This window comes from Methylobacterium indicum (assembly GCF_017347565.1).
GTDB lineage: Bacteria > Pseudomonadota > Alphaproteobacteria > Rhizobiales > Beijerinckiaceae > Methylobacterium > Methylobacterium indicum.
Map to the genome: position 1 here is coordinate 3,072,397 of NZ_AP024145.1, position 22,870 is coordinate 3,095,266.

Consider the following 22,870-nt stretch of genomic DNA (forward strand, 5'->3'; position numbering starts at 1 on the left):
CTTCCCCTTCCCCCGGAGCGGCTCCGATGCCCCACGCCACCGCGCAGTACCTCACCCTCGGGCTCGACCGTGAGACCTTCGGGATTCCGATCGCCCACGTCCAGGAGATCCTCGACCACCGGCCGGTCTCGGCCCTGCCGCAGGCCCCGGCCTTCCTCCTCGGCATGATCGACGTGCGCGGCCGCAGCTATCCGGTGATCGACCTGCGCACCAAGCTCGGGCTCGCTCCCGTGGAGCCGACCGCGGCGACGCGGATCATCCTGCTCGACGTCGCCGTGAACGGGCGCGCGACCGGGATCGGCGTCGTCGCCGACCGGGTCTTCGAGGTCACCGCCCTCGATCCCGGCCGGATGGAGGACGCCCCGGAGGTCGGCGGGCGCTGGCGCGCCGACTACATCGCCGGGATCGGCCGCAAGGGCGAGGCCTTCGTGGTGGTGTTCGACCTCGCGCGCCTGATGGCGGGCGACGCCCCGGCGCTCCGCGATGCAGCTTGAGATCGGCTCCGTCCTGCAGGACGGCCATTACCGCTCGATCGCCGCGCTGATCGAGGAGCGGGTCGGCATCCAGCTCCCGGCGGTCAAGCGCACGATGGTCGAGGGCCGCCTGCGCAAGCGCGTGCGCGCGCTCGACCTCGACTCGCTCGACGCCTACGGGCGTCTCCTGTTCGAGGAGGGCTTCCTCGCCCAGGAGCTCACGCACCTGATCGACTGCGTGACGACGAACAAGACCGACTTCTTCCGCGAGCCGAGCCACTTCGACTTCCTGCGCGAGGAGGCGGTGCCGCGGCTCGCCGCGCAGGGGCGCGGCCGGCCGCTGCGACTGAAGGTCTGGAGCGCCGCGGCCTCGATCGGGGCCGAGGCCTACACCCTGGCGATGGTTCTCGACGACATGGTGCGGGCCGGCCACGAGATGTCCTACGGCATCCTGGGCACCGACATCTCGACCCAGGTGCTCGCCGTCGCGGCCCGCGGGATCTACGCCACCGACATGCTGGCGCCGGTGCCGCCCGAGTATCGCCGCCGCTACGTCATGGAGGCCCGCGACCCGGCCCGCCGCGAGGGCCGCATCGTCCCCGAGCTGCGCCGCCAGGTCCGGTTCCGCCACCTCAACCTGATGGACGACACCTACCCGGTCGAGTCCGGCGTGCACGTCATCTTCTGCCGCAACGTGCTGATCTACTTCGACAAGCCGACGCAGAAGAAGGTCGTCGAGCACCTGGCCCAGCACCTCGTCCCGGGGGGCTTCCTGGTGGTCGGCCATTCCGAGTCGATGGCGGGCATCGGGGCCGCCGGGCTCGTCCAGGAGACCTCGTCGATCTTTCGCCGTCCCGAGGGGGGCGGCCGGTGAGCGGCCGCGACCCGATCCGCGTCCTGATCGTCGACGATTCGGCCTCGGTGCGCCAGACGCTCGCTGGCATCCTGGGCGAGGCGCCGGACATCGTGGTGCTCGCCACCGCCTCCGACCCGTTCGTGGCCGCACGGCGCATCCGCGACGACCTCCCCGACGTGATCCTGCTCGACCTCGAGATGCCGCGGATGGACGGCCTCACCTTCCTGCGCAAGATCATGGCGCAGAAGCCGATCCCGGTGATCGTCTGCTCGGGGCTCGCCGAGCCGGGCTCGCAGCTCGTCGCCGAGGTGATGGAGGCCGGCGCCGTCGCGGTCCTGCCCAAGCCCCGGGTCGACACCCGCCAGGCGCTCATCGATTCCGGCCGGCGGGTCTGCGATGCCGTCCGGGCCGCCGCCCGGGCGAAGCCCCGGGGTGCGGGGCGGGCCCGCCCGGTCGAGGCCAAGCTCACGGCCGACGCGATGCTGCCCCCGGTGGCGAGCCGCCGGCCGGTGGTCGCGACCGAGCCCGTCATCTGCATCGGCGTCTCGACCGGGGGCACGGAATCCCTGCGCAACGTGCTCGAGCCGCTGCCGCCGGACTGCCCCGGCATCCTGATCGTGCAGCACATGCCCGAGCACTTCACCGCCGCCTTCGCGCGCCGGCTCGACGGGCTCTGCGCCATCGCCGTCAAGGAGGCCGAGGACGGCGACGTGGTGCGGCCGGGCCTCGCGCTGATCGCGCCGGGTGCGCGCCACATGCTGCTCCAGCGCACCGGCGGGCGCTATCAGGTCGCGATCAAGGACGGCCCGCCGGTCTCGCGCCACCGCCCCTCCGTCGACGTGCTGTTTCGCTCCGCCGCGCAGGCCGCGGGCGGCAACGCCCTCGGGATCATCATGACCGGCATGGGCGACGACGGCGCCGCCGGCCTCCTGGAGATGCGCCGGGCCGGCGCCCGGACGATCGCGCAGGACGAGGCGAGCTCGGTCGTGTTCGGGATGCCGAAAGAAGCGATCGAGCGCGGCGCGGCCGAGAAGGTCGTGGGCCTCGACCACATCTCCGGCGAGATCCTGCGCTTCGGGATCGCCGCGCGGGGCGGCGAGGCGGGGTGAGAACGCCCCGCCCGAACCTCGACTCCGCGCCGCCCGAAGGCCGGGCGGAGCCGGTGTCTCACCCGCGGGGAAACACCCGCGCCGCGCCGATCGCGAGCGCCACCCGGTCGCCCGGCTCGTAGACGTCCGTGACCTTGACCTCGACCGGGGCCTCGGCGCCGTCCAGCAGGATCTCCGCCACGGTGCCCCGCCCGGTGCGGCGCCATTCGCGCACGGTGCCGGGCAGCGTGCCGGCCCCCTGCCCGACCGTGAGGTCCCAGGGCCGCAGGCAGAGATCGACGGGGCCCTGCGGCCAGCCGGGTTCCGCCGCGATCACCGGGCGACCCGCGACTCGCACCTGCCCGTCGGACACCTCCGCGGGCAGCCGGGCGGTCTCGCCGACGAAGGACATCACGAAGCGCGAGGCCGGGTGGTCCTGGACCTCGTGCGGCGCGCCGACCTGCTCGATCCGGCCCTTGTTGAGGATCGCGATCCGGTCGGCGAGTTCCAGGGCCTCGTCCTGGTCGTGGGTGACGAAGATCGTGGTCTGGCCGGTTTCGCGGTGGATCTCCCGCAGCCAGCGCCGCAGGTCCTTGCGCACCTGGGCGTCCAGCGCCCCGAACGGCTCGTCGAGGAGCAGCACCGACGGCTCGACCGCCAGCGCCCGGGCGAGCGCCACCCGCTGGCGCTGGCCGCCCGACAGCTGGCCCGGGAAGCGCTTGGCGAGGTCGGGCAGCTGCACGAGTTCGAGCAGGCGCTCGACCCGGCGGCGGATCTCGTCCTCCCGCGGACGCTGGGCCCGGGGGCGCGAGCGCAACCCGTAGGCGATGTTCTCGAACACCGTCAGGTGGCGGAACAGGGCATAGTGCTGGAACACGAAGCCGACGCCGCGGCTCTGGACCGGGATGTCGGTGGTGTCCTGCGAGCCGAAGAACACCCGTCCCCCGTCGGGGATCTCCAGCCCGGCGATCACGCGCAGCAGCGTGGTCTTGCCCGAGCCCGAAGGGCCGAGAAGCGCCAGGAGCTCGCCCGGCTCGATCGCCAGGCTGACGCCTTCGAGCGCCGCCGGGCCCGCGCCGCCATAGCTTTTGACGATGCGATCGACCCGGACCGAGGTGCCGGCCTGGCGCAGGCGCTCGGCGGACGAGGCCTCGACCGGGCGGGCCGACGCCTCGCGGCGCAGGGACAGGGCGGTGGGAGCGAATCCTGCCGTCATCTCAATGGGCTCCGCGTCCGGCCAGCGCATCGGCATGGCGCCATTCCAGGAAAGACTTACCCGCCAGGGTGACGAGCGCGAGGAGCGCCAGCAGCGAGGCGATTCCGAACGCCGCCACGTAATTGTACTCGTTGTACAGGATCTCGACATGGAGCGGCATGGTGTTGGTGAGACCCCGGATGCGGCCAGACACGACCGAGACCGCCCCGAACTCGCCCATCGCCCGGGCGTTGCAGAGCAGGACCCCGTAGAGCAGCGCCCAGCGCACGTTGGGCAGGGTCACGGTGTAAAAGACCCGCCACGGGCTGGCCCCGAGGGTCAACGCGGCTTCCTCGTCGGTGGTGCCCTGGTCCTGCATCAAGGGGATCAGTTCGCGGGCCACGAACGGGAAGGTGACGAACACCGTGGCGAGCACGATGCCCGGCACCGCGAAGATGATCTCGATCCCGTGGCGTTGCAGGAACGGGCCGAGCAGGCCCTGCGCCCCGAAGATCAGCACGTAGATCAGGCCGGCGACCACCGGCGAGACCGAGAACGGCAGGTCGATCAGCGTGACGAGCAGGTTACGGCCGCGGAAGTCGAACTTGGCGATGGCCCAGGAGGCGCACAGGCCGAACACGACGTTGAGCGGCACCGCGATGATCGCGACGAGGAGCGTCAGGCGGACCGCCGCGAGCGCATCGGGCTCGGCGAAGCTCGCGAGGTAGGGCCCCAGGCCCTTGCTCAGCGCCTCGACGAACACCACCGCCAGCGGCAGCAGCAGGAACAATCCCAGGAAGGCGACGGCGAGAACCGTCAGCGCGATGCGGACCGCGCGCGGCTCGGTCAGCGCCGCGTGGGGGAAGCGCGGGACGGGACCGGCCGGCGGGCGGATGGAGGGGACGGTGGTCTCAGACATGCCCGAACCTGCGGCGGCTGAAATCCTGCAAGAGGTTGATGGCGAGAAGCGCGGTGAAGGACATCAGCAGCATCACGGCGGCGATCGCCGTGGCGCCGGCATAATTGAACTCTTCGAGCTTGATCACGATCAGGAGCGGCGCGATCTCCGAGACGTAGGGCAGGTTGCCGGCGACGAAGATCACCGAGCCGTATTCCCCGACGGCGCGGGCGAAGGCCAGCGCGAAGCCCGTCAGCATCGCGGGGATCAGGGGTGGCAGGATCACGGTGACCAGCGCCCGGAACCGCGAGGCGCCGAGGATCGCCGCGGCCTCCTCGCTCGACTTGTCGATCTCGGCCACCAGCGGCTGCACCGTGCGGACGCAGAACGGCAGGCCGACGAAGACGAGCGCCACCAGGATGCCGAGCGGCGTGTAGGCGACCTTGATGCCGAGAGCCATCAACGGCTCGCCGAGCCAGCCGTTCGGCGCGTAGAGGCTGGCGAGCGCGATGCCGGCCACCGCCGTCGGCAGGGCGAAGGGCAGGTCGACGAGCGCATCGATGATCCGCCGGCCGGGAAACCGGTAGCGGGTCAGCACCCAGGCGATCAGGAGCCCGAACACCGCGTCGATCGCGGCCGCGGCGAGCGACAGGCCGAACGAGGTCTTGAGCGCCGCGAGGTTGCGGGGATCGGTGATCAGCGCCCACAGGCCGGCCGGGCCGACGCTGGCGGCGCGCAGGAGCAACACCGCCAGCGGCAGGAGGACGATGAGGGTCAAGTAGGTGACCGTGATCCCGAAGGTCAGGCGAAAACCCGGGATCGCCGTCGGGCGCCGGAAGCGGGGCCGGGCCGCTGCCCGGCCCGCGGGCAGGGCCGCGGCGTCGCTCATTGGCGGGACTTCAGGATGGCGTCGAACACGCCGCCATCGTCGAAATGGGTCTTTTGGGCCTTGGCCCAGCCGCCGAAGGTGTCGTCGATGGTGACGAGCTTCAGCTTGGGGAAGCGGGCGAGGTCCGCCTTGTCCGCCGCCGCCTCGTCGCGCGGGCGGTAGAAGTTCTTGGCGATGATCCGCTGTGCCTCAGGGGTGTAGAGGAATTGCAGGTAGGCCTCGGCCTGCTTGCGGGTGCCCTTCTGGTCGACATTGGCGTCGACCAGCGCCACCGGCGGCTCGGCCAGGATCGAGATCGACGGCACGATGATGTCGAACTTGCCCTTGCCGAATTCCTCGTCGGCCAGGAACGCCTCGTTCTCCCAGGCGATCAGCACGTCGCCGAGGCCCCGCTGCACGAAGGTGGTGGTCGCGCCGCGCGCGCCGGTATCGAGCACCGGCACGTTCTTGAACAGGGCGGTGATGAAGTCCTTCGCCTTGGCGTCGTCGTTGTTGTTCTTGTCGAGCGCGTAGGCATAGGCCGCGAGGTAGTTCCAGCGCGCCCCGCCCGAGGTCTTCGGGTTCGGGGTGATGACCTGGATCCCCGGCTTCACCAGGTCGTCCCAGTCCTTGATACCCTTCGGGTTGCCTTTGCGGACCAGGAACACGATGGTCGAGGTGTAGGGCGTCGAGTTGAACGGCAGCCGCTTCTGCCAGTCGGCCGGGAGCTTCTTCGAGCGGGCGGCGATGGCGTCGATGTCGCTGGCGAGCGCCAGCGTCACCACGTCCGCCGGCAGCCCGTCGATGACCGAGCGGGCCTGGGCGCCGGAGCCGCCATGGGAGGCGCGCACCGTCACGGTCTCGCCGGTCTTGGCCTTCCACTCCTTGGCGAAGGCCGCGTCGATCGCCCGGTACAGCTCCCGGGTCGGGTCGTACGAGACGTTCAGCAGCGTCTGCGCCTTGACCGGGGCCGGCGCCCCGGCGAGCGCCAGGAGCGAGGCCCCGGCGGCGAGCGCCAGCGACGAGCCCCGGAACAGCCGCTTCAGGGAGCCGAGCAGGCCGCCGGCGGGCGCCGCCTCGGCCTTCGCCTCAGTCTTCGGAGCCGCTTCCTTGGTCCCGCCCTGTGGCGCGGCCGACAGGGCCTGGACGAGGCCGAGGGCCGCCGTGTCGGTGGTGGCCCGGTCGATCAGGATCAGGCTGCCGGTGTCGCGGTTCTGGCGGTAGGCGTCGACCGCGACCTTGCGGTCGAGGCTGAGCGTCACGTCGCCGATGTCGTTGGCGCTCAAGGACCCGGCCGGCACGCCCTGCCCGGTCTCGGTGTCGATGCGCGCCCGCACGGCCTCGACCACGGCATTCGCCGTCACCGTGCCGACCTTGGCGAGGTAGGTCGCGCCGGGCGTCAGCTCGGCCTCGTTGGCCCAGAACAGCCGGACATCGAGACGGTCGCTCACGATCGGCGGCTGCGCGGCCGCCGTGATGACGCTGCCGCGCGACGCATCGACCTCGTCGGCCAGCACCAGGGTCACCGACTGGCCGGCGATGGCGCGCGGCAGGTCGCCGTCATAGGTGTAGATCCGGGCGACCGTGGACGGGGTGCCGGACGGCGCCACCACCACCGCGTCGCCGACCGCGACGCTCCCCGAGGCGATCAGCCCCGAGAACCCGCGGAAGTCGGAATTCGGGCGGTTGACCCACTGCACCGCCATGCGGAAGGGAGCGGCCTCCTCCTCGACATGCGCGGGCACCTCTTCGAGGTACTGCAGCAGCGGTGCGCCGGTATACCAGGGCGCGGCGGTGCCGGGCAGCACGACGTTGTCGCCGTTCGCCGCCGAGAGCGGGATGCCGGTGACGTCGGCAAAGCGCAGGTCCTGGGCGAAGGCCTGGAACTCGGCGACGATCGCGTCGAACCGGTCCTGCGACCAGCCGATCAGGTCCATCTTGTTGACCGCCAGCACGACGCGGCGGATGCCGAGCATCGAGACCAGGAGCGCGTGGCGCCTCGTCTGCGGGCTCAGACCCTTGCGGGCATCGACCAGCAGCACCGCGACCTCGGCGGTCGAGGCGCCGGTCGCCATGTTACGGGTATACTGGACGTGGCCGGGGGTGTCGGCGACGATGAAGGAGCGCCGCTCGGTCGAGAAGAAACGGTAGGCGACGTCGATGGTGATGCCCTGCTCGCGCTCGGCCTGGAGGCCGTCGACGAGGAGCGCGAGGTCGATCTCGCCGCCCCGCGTGCCGTGGCGGCGCGAATCGCGCTCCAGCGCGCTGACCTGGTCGTCGAAGATCTGCTTGGTGTCGTGCAGCAGGCGCCCGATCAGGGTCGACTTGCCGTCATCGACCGAGCCGCAGGTGATGAACCGCAGCACTTCCTTCCGCTGGTGGGCGGCGAGGAACGCCTCGTAGCCGAAGGCGCGGGTGGATTGGTGCACGGTCATCAGAAGTAGCCTTCCTGCTTCTTGCGCTCCATGGCGCCGGCGCCGTCCTTGTCGATCACCCGGCCCTGCCGTTCGGAGGTGCGGGCCGCCAGCGTCTCGCCGATGATCTCCGGCAGGGTCGCCGCGTCGCTCTCCACCGCCCCGGTCAGCGGGTAGCAGCCGAGCGTCCGGAACCGCACGAGACGCATCTCCGGCGTCTCGCCGGGATTCAGCGGAAGCCGCTCGTCGTCCACCATGATCAGCTGCCCGTCGCGCTGCACCACCGGGCGCTCGGCCGCGTAGTAGAGCGGGACGATCGGGATGTTCTCCTGCTCGATGTAGAGCCAGATATCGAGCTCGGTCCAGTTCGACAGCGGGAAGACGCGCAACGACTCGCCGCGCTGCTTCTTCATGTTGTAGAGGTGCCAGGGCTCGGCGCGCTGGCGCTTCGGATCCCAGCGGTGCTGCGCGGTGCGCAAGCTCACGATGCGCTCCTTGGCCCGCGAGGCCTCCTCGTCGCGCCGGGCGCCGCCGAAGGCCGCGTCGAACTTGTGCTTGTCGAGGGCCTGGCGCAGGGCCTGGGTCTTCATCACGTCGGTATGGACCTCGGAGCCATGGCTCACCGGCCCGATGCCGCGGGCGAGCCCGTCCGGGTTGGTGTGGACCAGGAGGTCGAGGCCGAGTTCCTTGGCGCGCCGATCGCGGAAGGCGATCATCTCGCGGAACTTCCAGGTCGTGTCGACGTGGAGCAGCGGGAACGGCAGCCGGCCCGGCGCGAAGGCCTTGAGCGCCAGGTGGAGCAGGACCGAGGAATCCTTGCCGATCGAGTACAGCATCACCGGGTTCTCGGTCTCGGCGACCGTCTCCCGCATGATGTGGATGCTCTCGGCCTCCAGGCGCTGGAGGTGGGTCAGGCGATCGAGGCCGTCGGTACGGACTTTGAGGGCGGCGCTCATGCGGCCAGCTCCGGGTTAGTCTTGGTCGAGGATGATTCGGACGATGGTCTAGTGTCGGACTGTGCCGGCTCGAAGGCGCCGGGTTCCTGTCCGGGCGTGATCCCGCTGCCGGGCGCGCCGGCGACATGGAGGCCGCATTCCTGCTTGCCCGCCTGCTCCCACCACCAGCGGCCGGCGCGCTCGGGCTCGCCGACCTTCACGGCGCGGGTACAGGGCGCACAGCCGATCGACGGGAAGCCGCGGTCGTGCAGGACGTTGTAGGGCACGTAGTTCTGGTGGATCAGCTCGGCCAAAGCCTCGCGGGTCCAGTCGGCGAGCGGGTTGAGCTTGATCAGCCCGCGGGCGTGGTCGGCCTCCGCCAGCGGCGTCTCCGCCCGGTTGGCCGACTGGCCGGCGCGCAGGCCCGTGAGCCAGCCGGCGGCGCCGGTAAGGGCCCGGCCCAGCGGCTCGACCTTGCGGAAGCCGCAGCAGGCCTGGCGCGCCGCGACCGAATGACGGAAGCCGTTGATGCCGGACTCTTCGACGAACCGCTCCTCGGCCTCGCGCTCCGGCGCGTAGGCGCGGATGCGGAAGCCGTAGGCCGCTTCCGTCTCGGCCCAGGTGTCGTAGGTCTCGGGAAAGAGCCGGCCGGTATCGAGGGTCACGATCTCGGCCCGCGACTTCGCCATGCGCAACGCGTGGGTGAGGGCCTGGTCCTCCAGGCCGAAGCTCGTGGTGAAGACCAGGCGGCCGTCCACCGTCGCGTCGATCAGCGCGAGGCGCGCCGGTAGGGCGAGGGGACGCAGACGCGTCGCCAGATCTTCCGCAAGGACGTCCAGCGCCGCGCGGTCGAGGGGGAGGGTCATGGAGAGCCCGGGATTGGCTGCTTGTGTGAGGGGGTAACTGTTCGCTATACCGAACACTGTCAAGGCATGGCTGGTCCGCGATCCCGGAGTTTTTCGTTCTCCTCGCACCCGTGCCTCGGGATAGTGGGGATCCGGCCAACCCCCGGGTAGAAAATCCGTTCCCTTCCCGAGGGTCAGTCTTGAAAGAATCTTCTCCAGAATCGGAGCCGCGCAGTGGATGCCATCGATTTGAAGATCCTCGCCCTGCTCCAGAACGACGCGACCCTGTCGATCGCCCAGATCGGGGAGCGCGTCGGCCTGTCGCAGACCCCGTGCTGGAAGCGCATCCAGCGTCTCGAGGCCGACGGGGTGATCGACCGCCGGGTGGCGGTGCTCGACCCGGTGAAGTTGGGATTGGGGTTAACGGTTTTCGTCTCGATCGAGACCAGCGACCATTCCCGCGAGTGGCTGGAGCGCTTCGCCGCCACCGTGGCGGGGATGCCCGAGGTGCTGGAATTCTACCGCATGGCCGGTGACGTGGATTACATGCTGCGCGTCGTGGTGGCCGACATGCAGGCCTACGACGCCTTCTACAAGCGCCTCATCGCGGGGCTGCCGCTGAAGAACGTCACCTCCCGGTTCGCCATGGAGAAGGTGAAGAGCACCACCGCCCTGCCGCTGCCGACGGCGCCGTTCGTCCAGGCCGTCGCGGCGAACGGAAAATAATATTCTCCGGACGCGCCCGCGGACGATAACGACGATCTCCCGCGGACGCGTTCTTCAAAAAGAACATTTCGGTTGACTCCGGGCCGGCGCGGGCACATCTGTGCGGGCATGTCTCGCCCCGCGCTTCTCCCCCGCACGGCTCCCTTCGGCGACGCCGAGCGGGCCCATCTCGATGCCGCCCTCGGCTCCACCACCGCCCTGCAACGGGCGTGGCTCGCCGGCTTCCTCGCCGGGCTCGACGCCGCGGGAGGCGCCGCCGCCGCCGAGGCGCCCGCCCCGGCCGCGCCGCCGCGGGCCGCTGAGCCGCTGACGATCGTCTTCGCCAGCGAATCGGGCAATTCCGAAAAGCTCGCCGGCGACGTCGCCAAGCTCGCCCGCAAGACCGGCTTCAAGCCGAAGGTCGTCGACTTCGCCGACCTCGACGTGGCGGCCTTGGGGAAAGAGAAGCGCCTGATCGTCATCGCCGCCACCTGGGGCGAGGGCGAGCCGCCGGCCCGGGCCGTGCGCGCCTATGGCGAGATCATGGGCGAGGGTGCGCCCCGCCTCGACGGGGTCGAGTTCGGCGTGCTGGCGCTGGGCGACACGTCCTATGCCGAGTTCTGCGCCATCGGAAAGCGCCTCGACGACCGGTTCGAGGCCTTGGGCGCCAAGCGCGTGCTGCCGCGGGTCGATTGCGACCTCGACTTCGACAAGCAGGCCGCCGCCTGGATCAAGGACGCCCTCAAGGCGCTGGCCCCGGCCGAGGCCGCCGGCAACGTTGTGGCGGTGGATTTCGCCCGCGGCACCGGTGCCGACGAGGAGGCCGAGGTCAGCCGCGAGCCGGTCGTCGTCGAGGTGATCGAGCACGTCAACCTCAACTCGTCGCGCTCCGACAAGGAGACGATCCACCTCGCGCTCGCCTTCGAGGACGCCGCTCCCGCCTACGAGCCCGGCGACTCCCTCGAGCTCTATCCCGAGAACGACCCGGCGCTGGTCGACCAGATCCTCAAGGCCGCCGGCCTCGAGGGCGATTCGGTCCTGCGTCAGGCCCTGCTCTCCGAGCGCGACATCACCACCCTGTCGGCCGCGACGGTCGAGCGCTTCGTCAAGGCCACGGGCCACGAGGAGGCCCGCCGCCTGATGGAATCGAACGAGGTCCGGGCCTGGATCGAGGGCCGCCACCTCGTCGACCTGATCGAGACCTACCCGGCCAAGCTGACGGCGCAGCACCTCAGCGACATCACCCGGCCGCTGCCGCCCCGGGCCTACTCGATCGCCTCCTCGCGGGCCGAGGTCGGCGACGAGGCTCACCTGACCATCGCGGCGGTGCGCTACACCACCCACGACCGGGCGCGGACGGGCGTCGCCTCGGTCCACGTCGCGGACCGGATCCGCACCGGCGCCAAGCTGAAGGTGCGGGTGAAGCCGAACAAGCATTTCCGCCTGCCCGCGAACCCCGCCACCGACATCATCATGGTCGGTCCCGGCACCGGCGTGGCGCCGTTCCGCGCCTTCGTGCAGGAGCGCCGCGCCACCGAGGCCCCGGGCCGCAACTGGCTCTTTTTCGGCGACCGTCACTTCACCCACGACTTCCTGTACCAGCTCGAATGGCAGGAGGCCCTGGAGGACGGGTCGCTCGCCCGCATCGACGTCGCCTTCTCCCGCGACCAGCCGGAAAAAATCTACGTCCAGGACCGGATCTGGGAGCAGCGGCGCGAACTCGTCTCCTGGCTCGACGGCGGCGCCCACTTCTATGTCTGCGGCGACGCCAAGGCGATGGCCAAGGACGTGCGGGCGGCGTTGGTGCGTGCCTTCGCCGACGTGAAGGGCCTGGATGCCGCGGCCGCGGAAGCGGCGGTGGCCGGCCTGGAGCGCAGCCACCGCTATCAGCAGGACGTGTACTAGCGCTGTCCCCCTCTCCCGTGTGGGAGAGGGGCCGGGGGATCGAAGATCGCGCGTGAGGGTGGCTCGGGTTCAGGATTGAACTCGATTGTCGAGCTACCAGCACGACGGCCGCAGCTTCACACGGAAGCGCGCCACCCTCGCGCGATCTTCGATCGCCCCTACCCCTCTCCCACACGGGAGAGGGGATCCCGCGTCTCATTCGGTGCTGTCACGTGCCGGAGATGCCGGTAGATCTTACGCCGTACCCGGCGCCCGAACGGACACACCCCATGGCCGACCATAAGACCGCCGACACCCCCACCGCCGAGCGCGTCTACGAGACGCCGCCGACCGAGCGTCCGATCACCGAAGCTGAAGCGGCCCGAGCCGCCAAGCTCTCGGCGAACGAGCACATCAAGATCGCCAGCGGCTACCTGCGCGGCACCCTCGCCGAGGGGCTCCTGAAGAACGCCACGGGTGCGATCTCGGACGATGACGGGCAGCTCGTGAAGTTCCACGGGATGTACCTTCAGGACGACCGTGACCTGCGCGCCGAGCGGACCAGGAAGAAGCTCGACAAGGCCTATTCCTTCATGATCCGCCTGCGCATCGCCGGCGGCGTCGTGACGCCGAAGCAATGGCTGATCCTCGACGAGATCGCCCGCACCTACGCCAACGGGACGCTCCGGGCGACGACGCGCCAGACCTTCCAGTATCACGGCGTCATCAAGTCGAACCTCAAGCGCACGATGGCGGCGATCGACGCGGCGTTGCTCGACACGATCGCGGCCTGCGGCGACGTCAACCGCAACGTGATGGCGGCGACGAATCCGGCCCAGAAGGGCGCCCACGAGGCCGCCTACAAGCTGGCCAAGGACATCTCCGACAGCCTCTTGCCGAAGACCAATGCCTGGCGCGAGATCTGGCTCGACGGAGAGCGCGTGGTCGGCGGCGAGGACGCGTCCGAGGTCGAACCGGTCTACGGCAAGACCTACCTGCCGCGGAAGTTCAAGACGATCGTGGCGGTGCCGCCCTCCAACGAGGTCGACGTCTACGCCCACGACCTCGGCTTCATCGCGATCCTCGACAAGAAGGGCAAGGTGACGGGCTGGAACGTCACCGTCGGCGGCGGCATGGGCATGACCCACGGCGAGACCGACACCTTCCCGCGCACCGCCGACGTGATGCTGTTTTCCGAGCCGGAATACGCCCTCAAGGTCGCCGAGGCGGTGATGACTGTCCAGCGCGACTGGGGCAACCGCAATGTCCGCAAGAACGCCCGCCTGAAGTACACGATCGAGCGCTACGGCCTGAAGGCCTTCCGGGCCGAGGTCGAGAAGCGGGTCGGTCGCGCCTTCCAGGACCCGAAGCCCTTCACCTTTACGGGCAACGGCGACCGTTACGGCTGGGTCGCGGGCGACGACGGCAAGCACCACCTGACGCTCTACGTGCCGTCGGGCCGGATCAAGGACGTCGAGGGCGGGCCGCAATTCCTGGCCGGCCTGCGCCGCATCGCCGAGGTGCACCAGGGCGATTTCCGCCTCACCGGCAACCAGAACGTCATCATCGCCAACGTCCCGGCGGACCGGAAGGCCGAGATCGACGCGCTGGTGCAGGAATACGGCCTCACCACCGGCGCGGGGGCGTTGCGCCGCAACAGCCTCGCCTGCGTGGCGCTGCCGACCTGCGGCCTGGCTCTCGCCGAGAGCGAGCGCTACCTGCCGAGCCTGATCGACGAGCTGGAGGAGAGCCTGGCCTCCCACGGCCTGTCTGACGATGACATCACCATCCGGATGACCGGCTGCCCGAACGGCTGCGCCCGGCCGTTCATCGCCGAGATCGGCCTCGTCGGCCGCGGCCCGGAGCGCTACAACCTCTATCTCGGCGCCGCCTTCGACGGCTCGCGGCTGAGCAAGCTCTACGCCGAGGACGTCACCGCCTCCGACATCCGCCCGAAGCTCGACCCGCTCTTCGCGGCCTACGCCAAGGACCGGACGAAGGGCGAGCGCTTCGGCGACTTCGTGATCCGGGCCGGCTACGTGGCGAAGACCGGCAACGGGCCGGACTTCCACGTCCAGACCGGCGCGCAGAAGGCGGTGGCCTGATGGGTTCGGAGTGGGCTCGCGCGCGTCAGGCAACCGAGCCCACTGCCATTCCCACCCGCCCACCTCATCCTGAGGTGTCAGCCCATCGATGATGGACCGACCTCGAAGGAGGACTCCAGTCAGCCCTGAGGCTTTCGGGAGCCCTCCTTCGAGGTCAGCCGATGTTCAATCGGCTGACACCTCAGGATGAGGGTGTGGGTGGGATGGATGGACGACAATTCCGGCTTTCGCTCTCGCGAACCGGAATCCCTCACCCCGCCGCATCCAGTTCCTTGACGATCGCCGCGATCACCCGCGTGTCCGTCGGCTCGACCGGCGTGGCGAAGGCGGCGGCGAGATGCCCGTCGCGGCCGACGAGGTACTTGTGGAAGTTCCAGCGCGGCGTCTCGGCCGGCTTCTCGGCCGCGGCCCAGCGGTAGAACGGGTGGGCCTGCGGCCCCGTCACGCCGGTCTTGCCCACCACCGGGAAGGTGACGCCGTGGTTCTTGCGCGCAGCCTCGGCGATCGCCATCCCGTCGAGGGGTTCCTGGCGGCCGAAATCGGCGGAGGGCACCGCGATCACCGTCAGCCCGCGCGGGCCGAACCGGGTCCAGAGCTGCTGCAAGCCGGCGAATTGCGGGGCGTAGCCGCAGGCCGTCGCGGTGTTGACGATCAGGATCGGCTTGGCCGAGAGGTCCGCCAGCGCGAGGCGGCCGCCCTCGGGTTTGGCGAAGCTGAAGGCCGAGGCGGTGACGGCGCTCTGGGGGGCCGCGGCCCGGGCGGGCAGAGCCAGGGCGCTTCCGATCAGGGCCAGGGCCTCGCGGCGGGCGAGCGGCATGGGGAACGTCTCCTCGATGAACTCGCCCGACTGTGTCGCGGCAGGCCGGGCCGCGCAAGCGGCGGCGCAAGGCCACGCTTGCACAAGGTCGTGTGGTCGTCTCGTCTCCCGATGAACTTCCGGCCGACTGTCACGTTGTCCGACGAGATTGGTCGGGAGGTCAGACGTGGACCGGCACGAGATCCTGAATTACTTCGAGCATCGCCGCGACGGCGCCTGGGTCTGCACCCGGCCCGTCACCCTGACCACCACCCGGGCGAGCGTGGCGATCCAGCCCGGCGCGCGGTTCGATTACGGCAAGAAGGTCGGCGGGATCGACCTTGCCGAGTACCTGGAGCGGCTGGGCTCCCAGTTCGGGTCCTGATGACGGCTCCGGTCGGGTGACGCAGATGCCACACCCGGCCCGAAGGTCGTCGGCGCCTTTTGACCCCGGCCCGATCGGCACGATAGGCTTCGCGGATGATCCCTGCCCTGTCCGCCCCCTCACCGGTCGAGGAATCGCCGCCCGATACCCGCTGCCGCATCCTCGCGACGGCGGAGCGGTTCTTTCGCGAGATCGGCTACCAGAAGACCACGGTCGCTGACATCGCCAAGACCCTGCGGATGAGCCCGGCCAACGTCTATCGCTTCTTCGACTCGAAGAAGGCGATCAACGAGGCGGTGGTGGCGCGCATCATCGGCGAGGTCGAGGCCCGCATCGCCGCCGTCGCCGGCCGGCCCGGGCTCACCGCCGAGGCGCGCCTGCGCGAGGTCATCGTCTTCCTGCACCGCGACGCCGTCGGCCGCTTCACCGGCCACCCGCGGATGCACGAGATGGTCGAGGCGGCGATGTCCGAGAGCTGGGATGTCTGCCGGCACCACGTCGACCGGATCACCGCGGTGCTGGAGCGCGTCATCGCCGACGGTGCCGCCGGGGGCGAGTTCTCGGTCGAGGACCCGGCGGTCGCGGCGCGCTGCGTCCACACGGCGATCGTGCGCTTCTGCCACCCCGTCCTGGTGGTGCAATGCCCGGACGATTTCGTGCCGGACCTGGACGTGATGATCGCCTTCCTGATCGGCGCGCTGAAAGCCGGATGGGCCGCGCCCACCGCGACCTGACGCCTGGCCGGTCCCGCGTGAGCCGTCCTCCCAACCGTGACGGTTCGGGAGGGGGCGGCTCACGCCCTCCTGGTGGTCGCGACGAGGAAGCTCACGCCGCCCTGGCCTCGAAATCGATCCGCGGGTCGATCCAGCTGTAGGTCAGGTCGGAGATCAGGTTCACCACCAGGCCCAGCAGCGAGAAGATGTAGAGGTTGGCGAACACCACCGGGTAGTCGCGGTTCACGATCGACTCGAACGAGAGCAGGCCGAGCCCGTCGAGGCTGAAGATGGTCTCGATCAGGAGCGAACCGGCGAAGAACGCCGAGATGAAGGCACCCGGAAATCCCGCCACCACGATCAGCATCGCGTTGCGGAAGACGTGGCCGTACAGCACCTGGCGCTCGGACAGGCCCTTCATCCGGGCGGTCAGCACGTATTGCTTGCGGATCTCGTCGAGGAACGAGTTCTTGGTGAGCAGGGTCGAGGTGGCGAAGGCCCCGATCGCCATGGCGACGATCGGCAGCGTGATGTGCCAGAGGTAGTCCGTCACCTTCTGCCAGAGAGGGAATTGCGACCAGCCCTCGCTGGTCAATCCCCGCAACGGGAAGATCTGGAAGAACGACCCGCCGGCGAACAGCACGATCAGCAGGATCGCGAACAGGAAGCCGGGAATGGCGTAGCCGACGATGACGACGCCCGACGTCCAGACGTCGAAGGGCGAGCCGTCCCGCACCGCCTTGCGGATGCCGAGCGGGATCGAGATCGCGTAGGAGATCAGCGTCATCCAGAGGCCGAGGCTGATCGAGACCGGCAGCTTCTCGCGGATCAGCTGGAGCACCGAGACGTCGCGAAAGTAGCTCTTTCCGAAGTCGAAGCGGGCATAGTCCCACAGCATCTTCACGAAGCGCTCGGGCGCCGGCTTGTCGAAGCCGTATTGCTGCTCGAGGCGCTTGATGAAGGCCGGATCGAGGCCTTGCGCGCCGCGATAGCGGGAGTTCGATTCCCCTCCCCCGGCCTGGGAGGTCCCGCCGCGGCCGGCGAGGTCGCCGCCGCCGCCGGTGACCCGGGACATGGCGGTGTTCTGGCCCTGGAGCTGGGCCAGCACCCGCTCCACCGGCCCGCCCGGGGCGAATTGCACGATCACGAAGGAGATCAGCATGATCCCGAGGATCGTCGGGATCATCAGGAGGAGCCGGCGCAGGATATAGGCGGCCATCGAATCAGGTCCTTCCGATCTTCCTGGCCTTGTCGGCGTCGTGCCACCACAGGGTGGGCACGCCGAGGCCGTATCGGGGCAGCTCGCGCGGGCGGCCGTACAGGTCCCAGAGCGCGAGGCGGTGGGTGCCCGAGTACCACATCGGCACCCAGTACCGGCCGGCCCGCAGCACCCGGTCGAGGGCCCGGCAGGCGGTGGTGAGGTCCGCCCGCGAGGCGGCGTCGGCGATGCGGTCGAGCATCGCGTCAGCGGCCGGGCTCTCGATGCCGGCGAGGTTCTGCGAGCCCGGCACCTTGGCGGCGCGGCTGCCATAGACCTCGCGCAAGCCGGCGCCCGGCGTCGGCGAACCGCCGAACCGCGTCGAGACCACGTCGAAGTCGAACTCCTTGAGCCGCGCCTGGTACTGTGCCGCATCGACGAGGCGCGAGCTCGCGCGGATGCCGAGCAGGCTCAGGTTCTTGATGTAGGATTGCAGCAGCGGCTGGAAAAGCGGCGTGGAATCCAGGAACTCGAAGGCCAGCGGCTGGCCGTCCGGCAGCTTCATCACCCCGCCGTCGCGGGTGCAGCCGGCCTGCCGCAGCAGGGTGTCGGCCCGGCGCAGGAGCGCCCGGTCCTGACCCGACCCGTCCGAGCGCGGCGGCGACCACGGCTCGCCGAACACCTCGTCGGGCACCCTGCCGCGAAACGGTTCGAGGAGCGCCAGTTCCTCGGGCGCCGGCATCCCTTCCGCCTTCAGGTCGGATTTCTCGAAGAACGAGGCGGTGCGCGTATAGGCGCCGTACATCAGGTTCTGGTTCGACCATTCGAAGTCGAAGGCGAGCCCGATCGCCTCGCGGATGCGGGGATCGCGGAAGACCGGCCGGCGGGTGTTCAGGAACCAGCCTTGCGTGGCCGAGGGCGTGTGGTCCGGCACCGTCTCGCGCTTGACCCGGCCCTCCTGGACGGCCGGGAAGTCGTAGCCGGTGGCCCAGACCCGGGAGGTGAACTCCTCGCGCCAGGTGAAGGTGCCGGCCTTGAACGCCTCGAACGCCACGTCGCGATCGCGAAAATACTCGTAGCGGATCTCGGAAAAGTTGTTCTGGCCGACGGTCACCGGCAGGTCGGCGCCCCAGTAATCGGCAACGCGCTCGAAAGCGATGAAGCGCCCGACTTCGAACCGGGCCACCCGGTAGGCGCTGGAGCCGAGCGGTGGCTCGAGCGTCGAGGCCTCGAAGTCTCGGGCCCGGTAATAGGCCTCGGAGAAGATCGGCAGCTCGGCGACGATCAGAGGCAAGTCGCGGCTGCGGCCCGGCGCGAATCGCACCAGAACCGCGTCGTCCCCGTCCGGGGTGACGCCGGCGACGTCGCGCAGGAGCGCGGCGATCTGCGGGTGTCCCTTCTCCTTGAGCGTCAGGATCGAGAAGGCGACGTCGCGGGCGGTGAGCCGCGCGCCGTCGTGGAAGCGCGCCTGCGGGCGCAACGCGAAGCGGTAGGCCAGCCCGTCCGCGCTCACCGACACGCTGCGGGCGACGAGGCCGTAGAGGGCGTCGGGCTCGTCGAGGGCCCGGACCATCAGGCTGTCGAAGGTCAGGTCCATGCCGGCGGCGCCGTCGCCCTTCAGCACGTAGATGTTGAGGGTGTTGAAGGTCTCGAAGGCCTGGTTGCCGGTGGTGGTCGAGAGTGTGGCCGAGAAGGTGCCGCCCTTCGGAGCGAGCGGCTCGACATAGTCGAAGTTCTTGAAGTCGGCCGGATATTTCAGGTCGCCGAAGCTCGACAGGCCGTGGCGCTCGGCACCCTGTGCGCGGGCCGGGAGGCGGGCGGCGAGCAGAGCCGCCCCGCTCCCGGTGAGGAAGGTGCGCCGCCGCATCAGCGCGCCACCCCGGTCTTGGCGGCGAGAGCCTGGTCGTACCACCATGTCGTCGGGAAGCCCGAGGCACCGTATTTCGGCAGCACCGCCGGATGGGCGAAGCGGTTCCAGCGCAGGGTCCGCGACACCGGCGAGGACCATTGCGGGACCACGTAGTCGTGGGCGAGGAGCACCCGGTCCAGCGCCCGGGTCGCCGCCACCAGCTCCTCGCGGTCGCCGGCATAGATCACCTTGTCGATCAAGGCGTCGACGCCCGGATCCTTGATCCCCGCGAAGTTGCGTGAGCCCGGCCGGTCGGCGGCGGCCGAGCCCCAGAAGTCGCGCTGCTCGTTGCCGGGCGAGAGCGATTCGACCCAGTTGCTCAGCGCCAGCGCGTCGAAGTCGAAGCTGCGCACCAGGTTCTGGTACTGGGCCGGATCGACCACCCGCAGGCTCACCTTGAGGCCGATGCGCTCCAGCGCGGCGCGGTAGGGCAGCACCACCCGCTCGGCCGAGTTGTCGTAGCCGAGGAACTCGACCGTGAAGGGCTGGCCGCTCGCCTTCTCGACCATCTGGTTGCCGCGGATCTCGTACCCCGCCTCCTGGAACAGCTTCACCGCCTCGCGCAGGTTCGCCCGCACCGCTTCCGCGCTGCCGTTGACCGGGTTCCTGTAGGGCGTGGTGAAGACGGAGGCCGGGACCTTGTCCTTGACGCTCTCCAGGATCGCCCGCTCGCGGCCCTCCGGCAGGCCCGACGAGGCCAGCTCGGTGCCGAAGAAGAACGAATCGACACGGCTGTAGAGCCCGTAGAACAGGGTGCGGTTCATCTCCTCGAAGTCGAAGGCGAGGTTGAAGGCCCGGCGCACCCGCGCATCCGTGAATTTCTTCCGGCGCAGGTTGAGGGTGAAGGCCTGCATGATGCCCATGCCGGCCTGCGGGAATTCCTCCTTGACGATCCGGCCCTCGCGCACGGCCGGGAAGCCGTCATAGGCGGTGGCCCAGTTGCGGGCGATGTTCTCGGTGCGCCAGTCGAACTGGTCGGCCTTGAAGGCCTCGATCATCACCGTCGCATCGCGAAAATACTCGGCGCGCTGGGTGTCGAAGTTGTTGGAGCCGCGGTTCACGGGAAGGTCGCGGCCCCAGTAATCCGCCACCCGCTCGTAGGTGGCGGAGCGGCCGGCATCGAAGCGGGCGAGGCGGTAGGGGCCGGAGCCGAGCGGGATCTCGAGCGTCGTCTCGGTCGGGTTGCGGGTCTTGCCGCTGGCGTCCTTGCCCTGCCACCAGTGCTTGGGCAGCACCGGCAGCTGGCCGACGATCTGGGGCAGCTCGCGGTTGCCCTTCTCCGAGAAGGTGAAGGTGACCTCGTGCGGGCCCGTCGCCTCGGCCTTCGTCACGTTGTGGTAGTAGGCGGCGTATTGCGGGCTGTTCTCCTTCAGCACCTCGAAGGAGAAGACCACGTCGTCCGCCGTCACCGGCTTCCCGTCGTGCCAGCGCGCCTCCGGCCGCAGGCGGTAGATCACGCTGCCGAGATCCGCGGCCGGCTTCACGCCGTCGGCGAGCAACCCGTAATAGGTCGAGGCCTCGTCCTGCGCCTGGGCCAGCAGGGTGTCGTAGATCAGCGGGATCTGGCTCTCGAGGTCGCCCTTCACCCCGGCGACGATCATGTTGAAGTTGTCGAACGAGCCCTGCGAGCCGAACCGCACCAGCCCGCCCTTCGGCGCATCGGGATTCGCGTAGTCGAAATGCGTGAAGCCCGCCGGGTATTTCGGCTCGCCGAGGAGCGACAGGCCGTGGCGCCAGCCGTCCGTGGCGGACGCGGCGCTGCCGCCTGCGGTCGCCCCCTGCGCATGAAGCCGGGCCGGGAGGGCGGCGAGGCCGAGGAGAGCGGGCGCGAGGGCGAGGGCGGCGCGGCGAGTGAGGGGGCGTGCGATCACGCGGGGCGATCCTCCGGTGGAAAAGGTCTCCCCCCGTTCTAGGTCGCGGGGTGCCGCTCCGCCAACCCGGGCGCGTCCGCGCAGGGGCCCCGGACGAGAAAGGCCGGGCTCTCGCCCGGCCTCGTCGGTCGTCCCGCGGTGGTCCGTTCCGCCCGTCAGGGCTTCGGGAAATCGACCGGCTTGTCGGACAGGGTGCGCAGATAGGCCAGGATGTCGGCCCGCTCGGCGCCCGAGGGCACGCCCGCGAAGGCCATGATGGTGCCCTGCACGTACTGCTTGGGGCCGTGCAGGAAGTGGTCCAGATCCTCGTAGGTCCAGTTGCCGCCCTTGGCCTTCATGGCGGCGGAGTAGCCGAAGCCCTCGTGGCTGCCCTTCGGCCGCTCGACGACGCCGTAGAGGTCGGGACCGACCTTGTTGGGGCCGCCCTTCTCGAAGCTGTGGCACGCCATGCACTTCTTGGCGGCCGCCTGGCCCTTGGTGGCGTCGGCGCTGGCGAGGCGCACGGGGAGCGGCTCCTCCTTGGCGGCGGCGGGCGCGGCGGCGGCATTCTCCTCGGCGGCCGGGAGGGCGTAGCCGCGATCACCCGCCGGCTTCGGCTTGTAGATCAGCTCGGCCAGGAAGCCCGTCCCCATCGCGAGGAGAAGGGCGCCGAGCACTGCGCCGGCGACCTTGTTAAGCTCGAAGGAATCCATTCTCGGCAGCTCCGATGCTCCGGTGAGCAGGGGCGATTCGAGGCGCGGCCCGGCGCCACGCCGCACTGGTAGTCCGCCGGTGCTTAGCCGTTCTGCGACACCGTTGACAATGGCTCTAAACATCGTCGGTTCGTCGCAGAGCCCCGGCGTGTGGACGGCGCCACGGTGACGGCTGCATGGTCGCCCGCCGGGATGGACTGCCCGCCGGGGCCGCCCGTCATGACAAGCCCCGCCCGCACTGCTAAGAGCCGCGGCTCGCCGGGCAACCGACGCCCCGCAGGATGCGAAACCTCCGCATGTCCGATCCGCTCGTCCTGATCCCCGCCCGCCTCGCCGCGACCCGCCTGCCCGAGAAGCCGCTGGCCGACATCGCGGGCGAGCCGATGATCGTGCATGTCTGGCGCCGGGCGGTCGAGGCCGGCCTCGGGCCGGTGGTGGTCTGCACCGACACGCCCGCCATCGTGCAGGCGGTCGAGGCGGTGGGGGGGCTCGCGGTGATGACCCGGCCCGACCACCCGTCGGGGTCCGACCGCCTCGCCGAGGCCCTGGAGGTGATCGACCCGGAGGGGCGCCACGACGTGGTAGTGAACGTCCAGGGCGACCTGCCGACCATCGATCCCGCCGCCATCGCGGCCGCCGTGGTGCCGCTCGCCGACCGGGCCGTCGACATCGCGACGCTGTGCGCCGTCATCACCCGGCCCGAGGAGCGGACGGAGCCGAGCGTCGTCAAGCTCGTCGGGTCCGAGATCGCCCCGGGGCGGCTGCGGGCGCTCTACTTCACCCGTGCGACCGCGCCCTACGGCGACGGCCCCCTCCTCCACCATATCGGGCTCTACGCCTATCGCCGCCGGGCGCTCGCCCGCTTCGTGTCCCTGCCGCCGAGCCCGCTCGAGCTGCGCGAGAAGCTGGAGCAGCTGCGGGCGCTCGAGGCCGGGATGCGGATCGACGCCGTGGTGGTGGACGACGTGCCCCTCGGCGTCGACACGCCCCACGACCTCGAGCGCGCCCGCGCCGTCCTCTCCGCCCGGCGCCTGAACTGA

20 protein-coding genes and 1 pseudogene are annotated in these 22,870 nt (G+C 70.2%); 9 read left to right on the forward strand and 12 right to left on the reverse strand.

Annotated elements, in window-relative coordinates; translation table 11 throughout:
• Positions 1–26: 26 nt before the first annotated feature.
• From miv_RS14340 to miv_RS14350, 3 genes are read left to right on the forward strand one after another with little or no spacing between them, the layout of a single operon-like run.
• Positions 27–494, forward strand: coding sequence for a chemotaxis protein CheW (locus tag miv_RS14340; RefSeq protein ID WP_207183243.1), 468 nt, complete (start codon positions 27–29; stop codon positions 492–494).
• Positions 484–1,347, forward strand: coding sequence for a CheR family methyltransferase (locus tag miv_RS14345; protein ID WP_207183244.1), 864 nt, complete (start codon positions 484–486; stop codon positions 1,345–1,347). Before miv_RS14340 ends, miv_RS14345 begins: the two co-directional genes overlap by 11 nt.
• On the forward strand, positions 1,344–2,438 hold the full coding sequence (locus miv_RS14350; protein ID WP_048426833.1) for a protein-glutamate methylesterase/protein-glutamine glutaminase: 1,095 nt from the start codon (positions 1,344–1,346) through the stop codon (positions 2,436–2,438). Before miv_RS14345 ends, miv_RS14350 begins: the two co-directional genes overlap by 4 nt.
• A 58-nt stretch (positions 2,439–2,496) precedes the next feature.
• On the opposite strand, the gene miv_RS14355 is transcribed toward miv_RS14350, so the two are convergent.
• The 7 genes and pseudogenes from miv_RS14355 to miv_RS14380 form a co-directional block, all read right to left on the reverse strand.
• Positions 2,497–3,633 carry a sulfate/molybdate ABC transporter ATP-binding protein gene (locus miv_RS14355; RefSeq protein ID WP_207183245.1) on the reverse strand — a complete coding sequence of 379 codons (1,137 nt, stop codon included), beginning with the start codon at positions 3,631–3,633 and terminating at the stop codon, positions 2,497–2,499.
• A 1-nt stretch (position 3,634) separates the two neighbouring features.
• Complete coding sequence (cysW, locus tag miv_RS14360) at positions 3,635–4,531, reverse strand: sulfate ABC transporter permease subunit CysW (protein ID WP_207183246.1); 897 nt, start codon at positions 4,529–4,531, stop codon at positions 3,635–3,637.
• Positions 4,524–5,399, reverse strand: coding sequence for a sulfate ABC transporter permease subunit CysT (cysT, locus tag miv_RS14365; protein ID WP_207183247.1), 876 nt, complete (start codon positions 5,397–5,399; stop codon positions 4,524–4,526). The genes cysW and cysT overlap by 8 nt, the downstream gene beginning before the upstream one ends.
• Entirely contained in the window at positions 5,396–6,424 is a 1,029-nt protein-coding gene (locus tag miv_RS33350; protein ID WP_342345234.1) for a sulfate ABC transporter substrate-binding protein, read from the reverse strand. The genes cysT and miv_RS33350 overlap by 4 nt, the downstream gene beginning before the upstream one ends.
• Positions 6,404–7,813, reverse strand: a pseudogene (gene cysN / locus miv_RS33355) (sulfate adenylyltransferase subunit CysN); the annotation flags it as partial. The pseudogene cysN and the gene miv_RS33350, both read right to left, overlap by 21 nt.
• Positions 7,813–8,748 (reverse strand): sulfate adenylyltransferase subunit CysD, encoded by a 936-nt coding sequence (gene cysD, locus miv_RS14375; protein ID WP_048426830.1) that lies wholly within the window; start codon positions 8,746–8,748, stop codon positions 7,813–7,815. The pseudogene cysN and the gene cysD, both read right to left, overlap by 1 nt.
• Entirely contained in the window at positions 8,745–9,593 is an 849-nt protein-coding gene (locus tag miv_RS14380; RefSeq protein ID WP_207183249.1) for a phosphoadenylyl-sulfate reductase, read from the reverse strand. The genes cysD and miv_RS14380 overlap by 4 nt, the downstream gene beginning before the upstream one ends.
• A gap of 213 nt (positions 9,594–9,806) precedes the next feature.
• Here miv_RS14380 and miv_RS14385 point away from each other — a divergent pair, with 213 nt between their 5' ends.
• The 3 genes from miv_RS14385 to miv_RS14395 all read left to right on the forward strand — a co-directional run bounded on the left by miv_RS14385 (position 9,807) and on the right by miv_RS14395 (position 14,266).
• The gene (locus miv_RS14385) at positions 9,807–10,298 is read left to right on the forward strand and encodes an Lrp/AsnC family transcriptional regulator (RefSeq protein ID WP_048426828.1); all 492 of its coding nucleotides are present in this window, start codon (positions 9,807–9,809) and stop codon (positions 10,296–10,298) included.
• A gap of 108 nt (positions 10,299–10,406) precedes the next feature.
• Positions 10,407–12,182: a diflavin oxidoreductase gene (locus miv_RS14390; protein WP_207183250.1), complete on the forward strand. Its 1,776-nt coding sequence runs from the start codon at positions 10,407–10,409 to the stop codon at positions 12,180–12,182.
• Between the two features lie 269 nt (positions 12,183–12,451).
• Entirely contained in the window at positions 12,452–14,266 is a 1,815-nt protein-coding gene (locus tag miv_RS14395; protein WP_207183251.1) for an NADPH-dependent assimilatory sulfite reductase hemoprotein subunit, read from the forward strand.
• Positions 14,267–14,516: 250 nt separating this feature from the next.
• Here the strand turns inward: miv_RS14395 and miv_RS14400 are convergent, their stop codons facing one another.
• Entirely contained in the window at positions 14,517–15,083 is a 567-nt protein-coding gene (locus tag miv_RS14400; RefSeq protein ID WP_048426825.1) for a glutathione peroxidase, read from the reverse strand.
• Positions 15,084–15,249: 166 nt separating this feature from the next.
• On the opposite strand from miv_RS14400, the gene miv_RS14405 reads away from it, so the two are divergent.
• Together miv_RS14405 and miv_RS14410 are read left to right on the forward strand one after the other, a co-directional pair.
• Positions 15,250–15,447, forward strand: a complete 198-nt coding sequence (locus miv_RS14405; RefSeq protein ID WP_058619698.1) for a hypothetical protein — start codon at positions 15,250–15,252, stop codon at positions 15,445–15,447.
• A gap of 95 nt (positions 15,448–15,542) precedes the next feature.
• Entirely contained in the window at positions 15,543–16,181 is a 639-nt protein-coding gene (locus miv_RS14410) for a TetR/AcrR family transcriptional regulator (protein ID WP_207183252.1), read from the forward strand.
• Positions 16,182–16,272: 91 nt separating this feature from the next.
• Here miv_RS14410 and miv_RS14415 read toward each other — a convergent pair whose 3' ends face one another.
• From miv_RS14415 to miv_RS14430, 4 genes are all read right to left on the reverse strand, one after another.
• Positions 16,273–17,379 carry a microcin C ABC transporter permease YejB gene (locus tag miv_RS14415; RefSeq protein WP_058619696.1) on the reverse strand — a complete coding sequence of 369 codons (1,107 nt, stop codon included), beginning with the start codon at positions 17,377–17,379 and terminating at the stop codon, positions 16,273–16,275.
• A 4-nt stretch (positions 17,380–17,383) separates the two neighbouring features.
• Positions 17,384–19,225: an extracellular solute-binding protein gene (locus miv_RS14420; protein WP_207183253.1), complete on the reverse strand. Its 1,842-nt coding sequence runs from the start codon at positions 19,223–19,225 to the stop codon at positions 17,384–17,386.
• A complete protein-coding gene (locus miv_RS14425; RefSeq protein ID WP_425312983.1) occupies positions 19,225–21,135 on the reverse strand; it encodes an extracellular solute-binding protein in 1,911 nt (636 codons plus the stop codon). Before miv_RS14425 ends, miv_RS14420 begins: the two co-directional genes overlap by 1 nt.
• 158 nt (positions 21,136–21,293) lie before the next feature.
• Positions 21,294–21,830, reverse strand: a complete 537-nt coding sequence (locus miv_RS14430; protein WP_048426819.1) for a c-type cytochrome — start codon at positions 21,828–21,830, stop codon at positions 21,294–21,296.
• A 296-nt stretch (positions 21,831–22,126) separates the two neighbouring features.
• Here miv_RS14430 and miv_RS14435 point away from each other — a divergent pair, with 296 nt between their 5' ends.
• Complete coding sequence (locus tag miv_RS14435; RefSeq protein WP_048426818.1) at positions 22,127–22,870, forward strand: 3-deoxy-manno-octulosonate cytidylyltransferase; 744 nt, start codon at positions 22,127–22,129, stop codon at positions 22,868–22,870.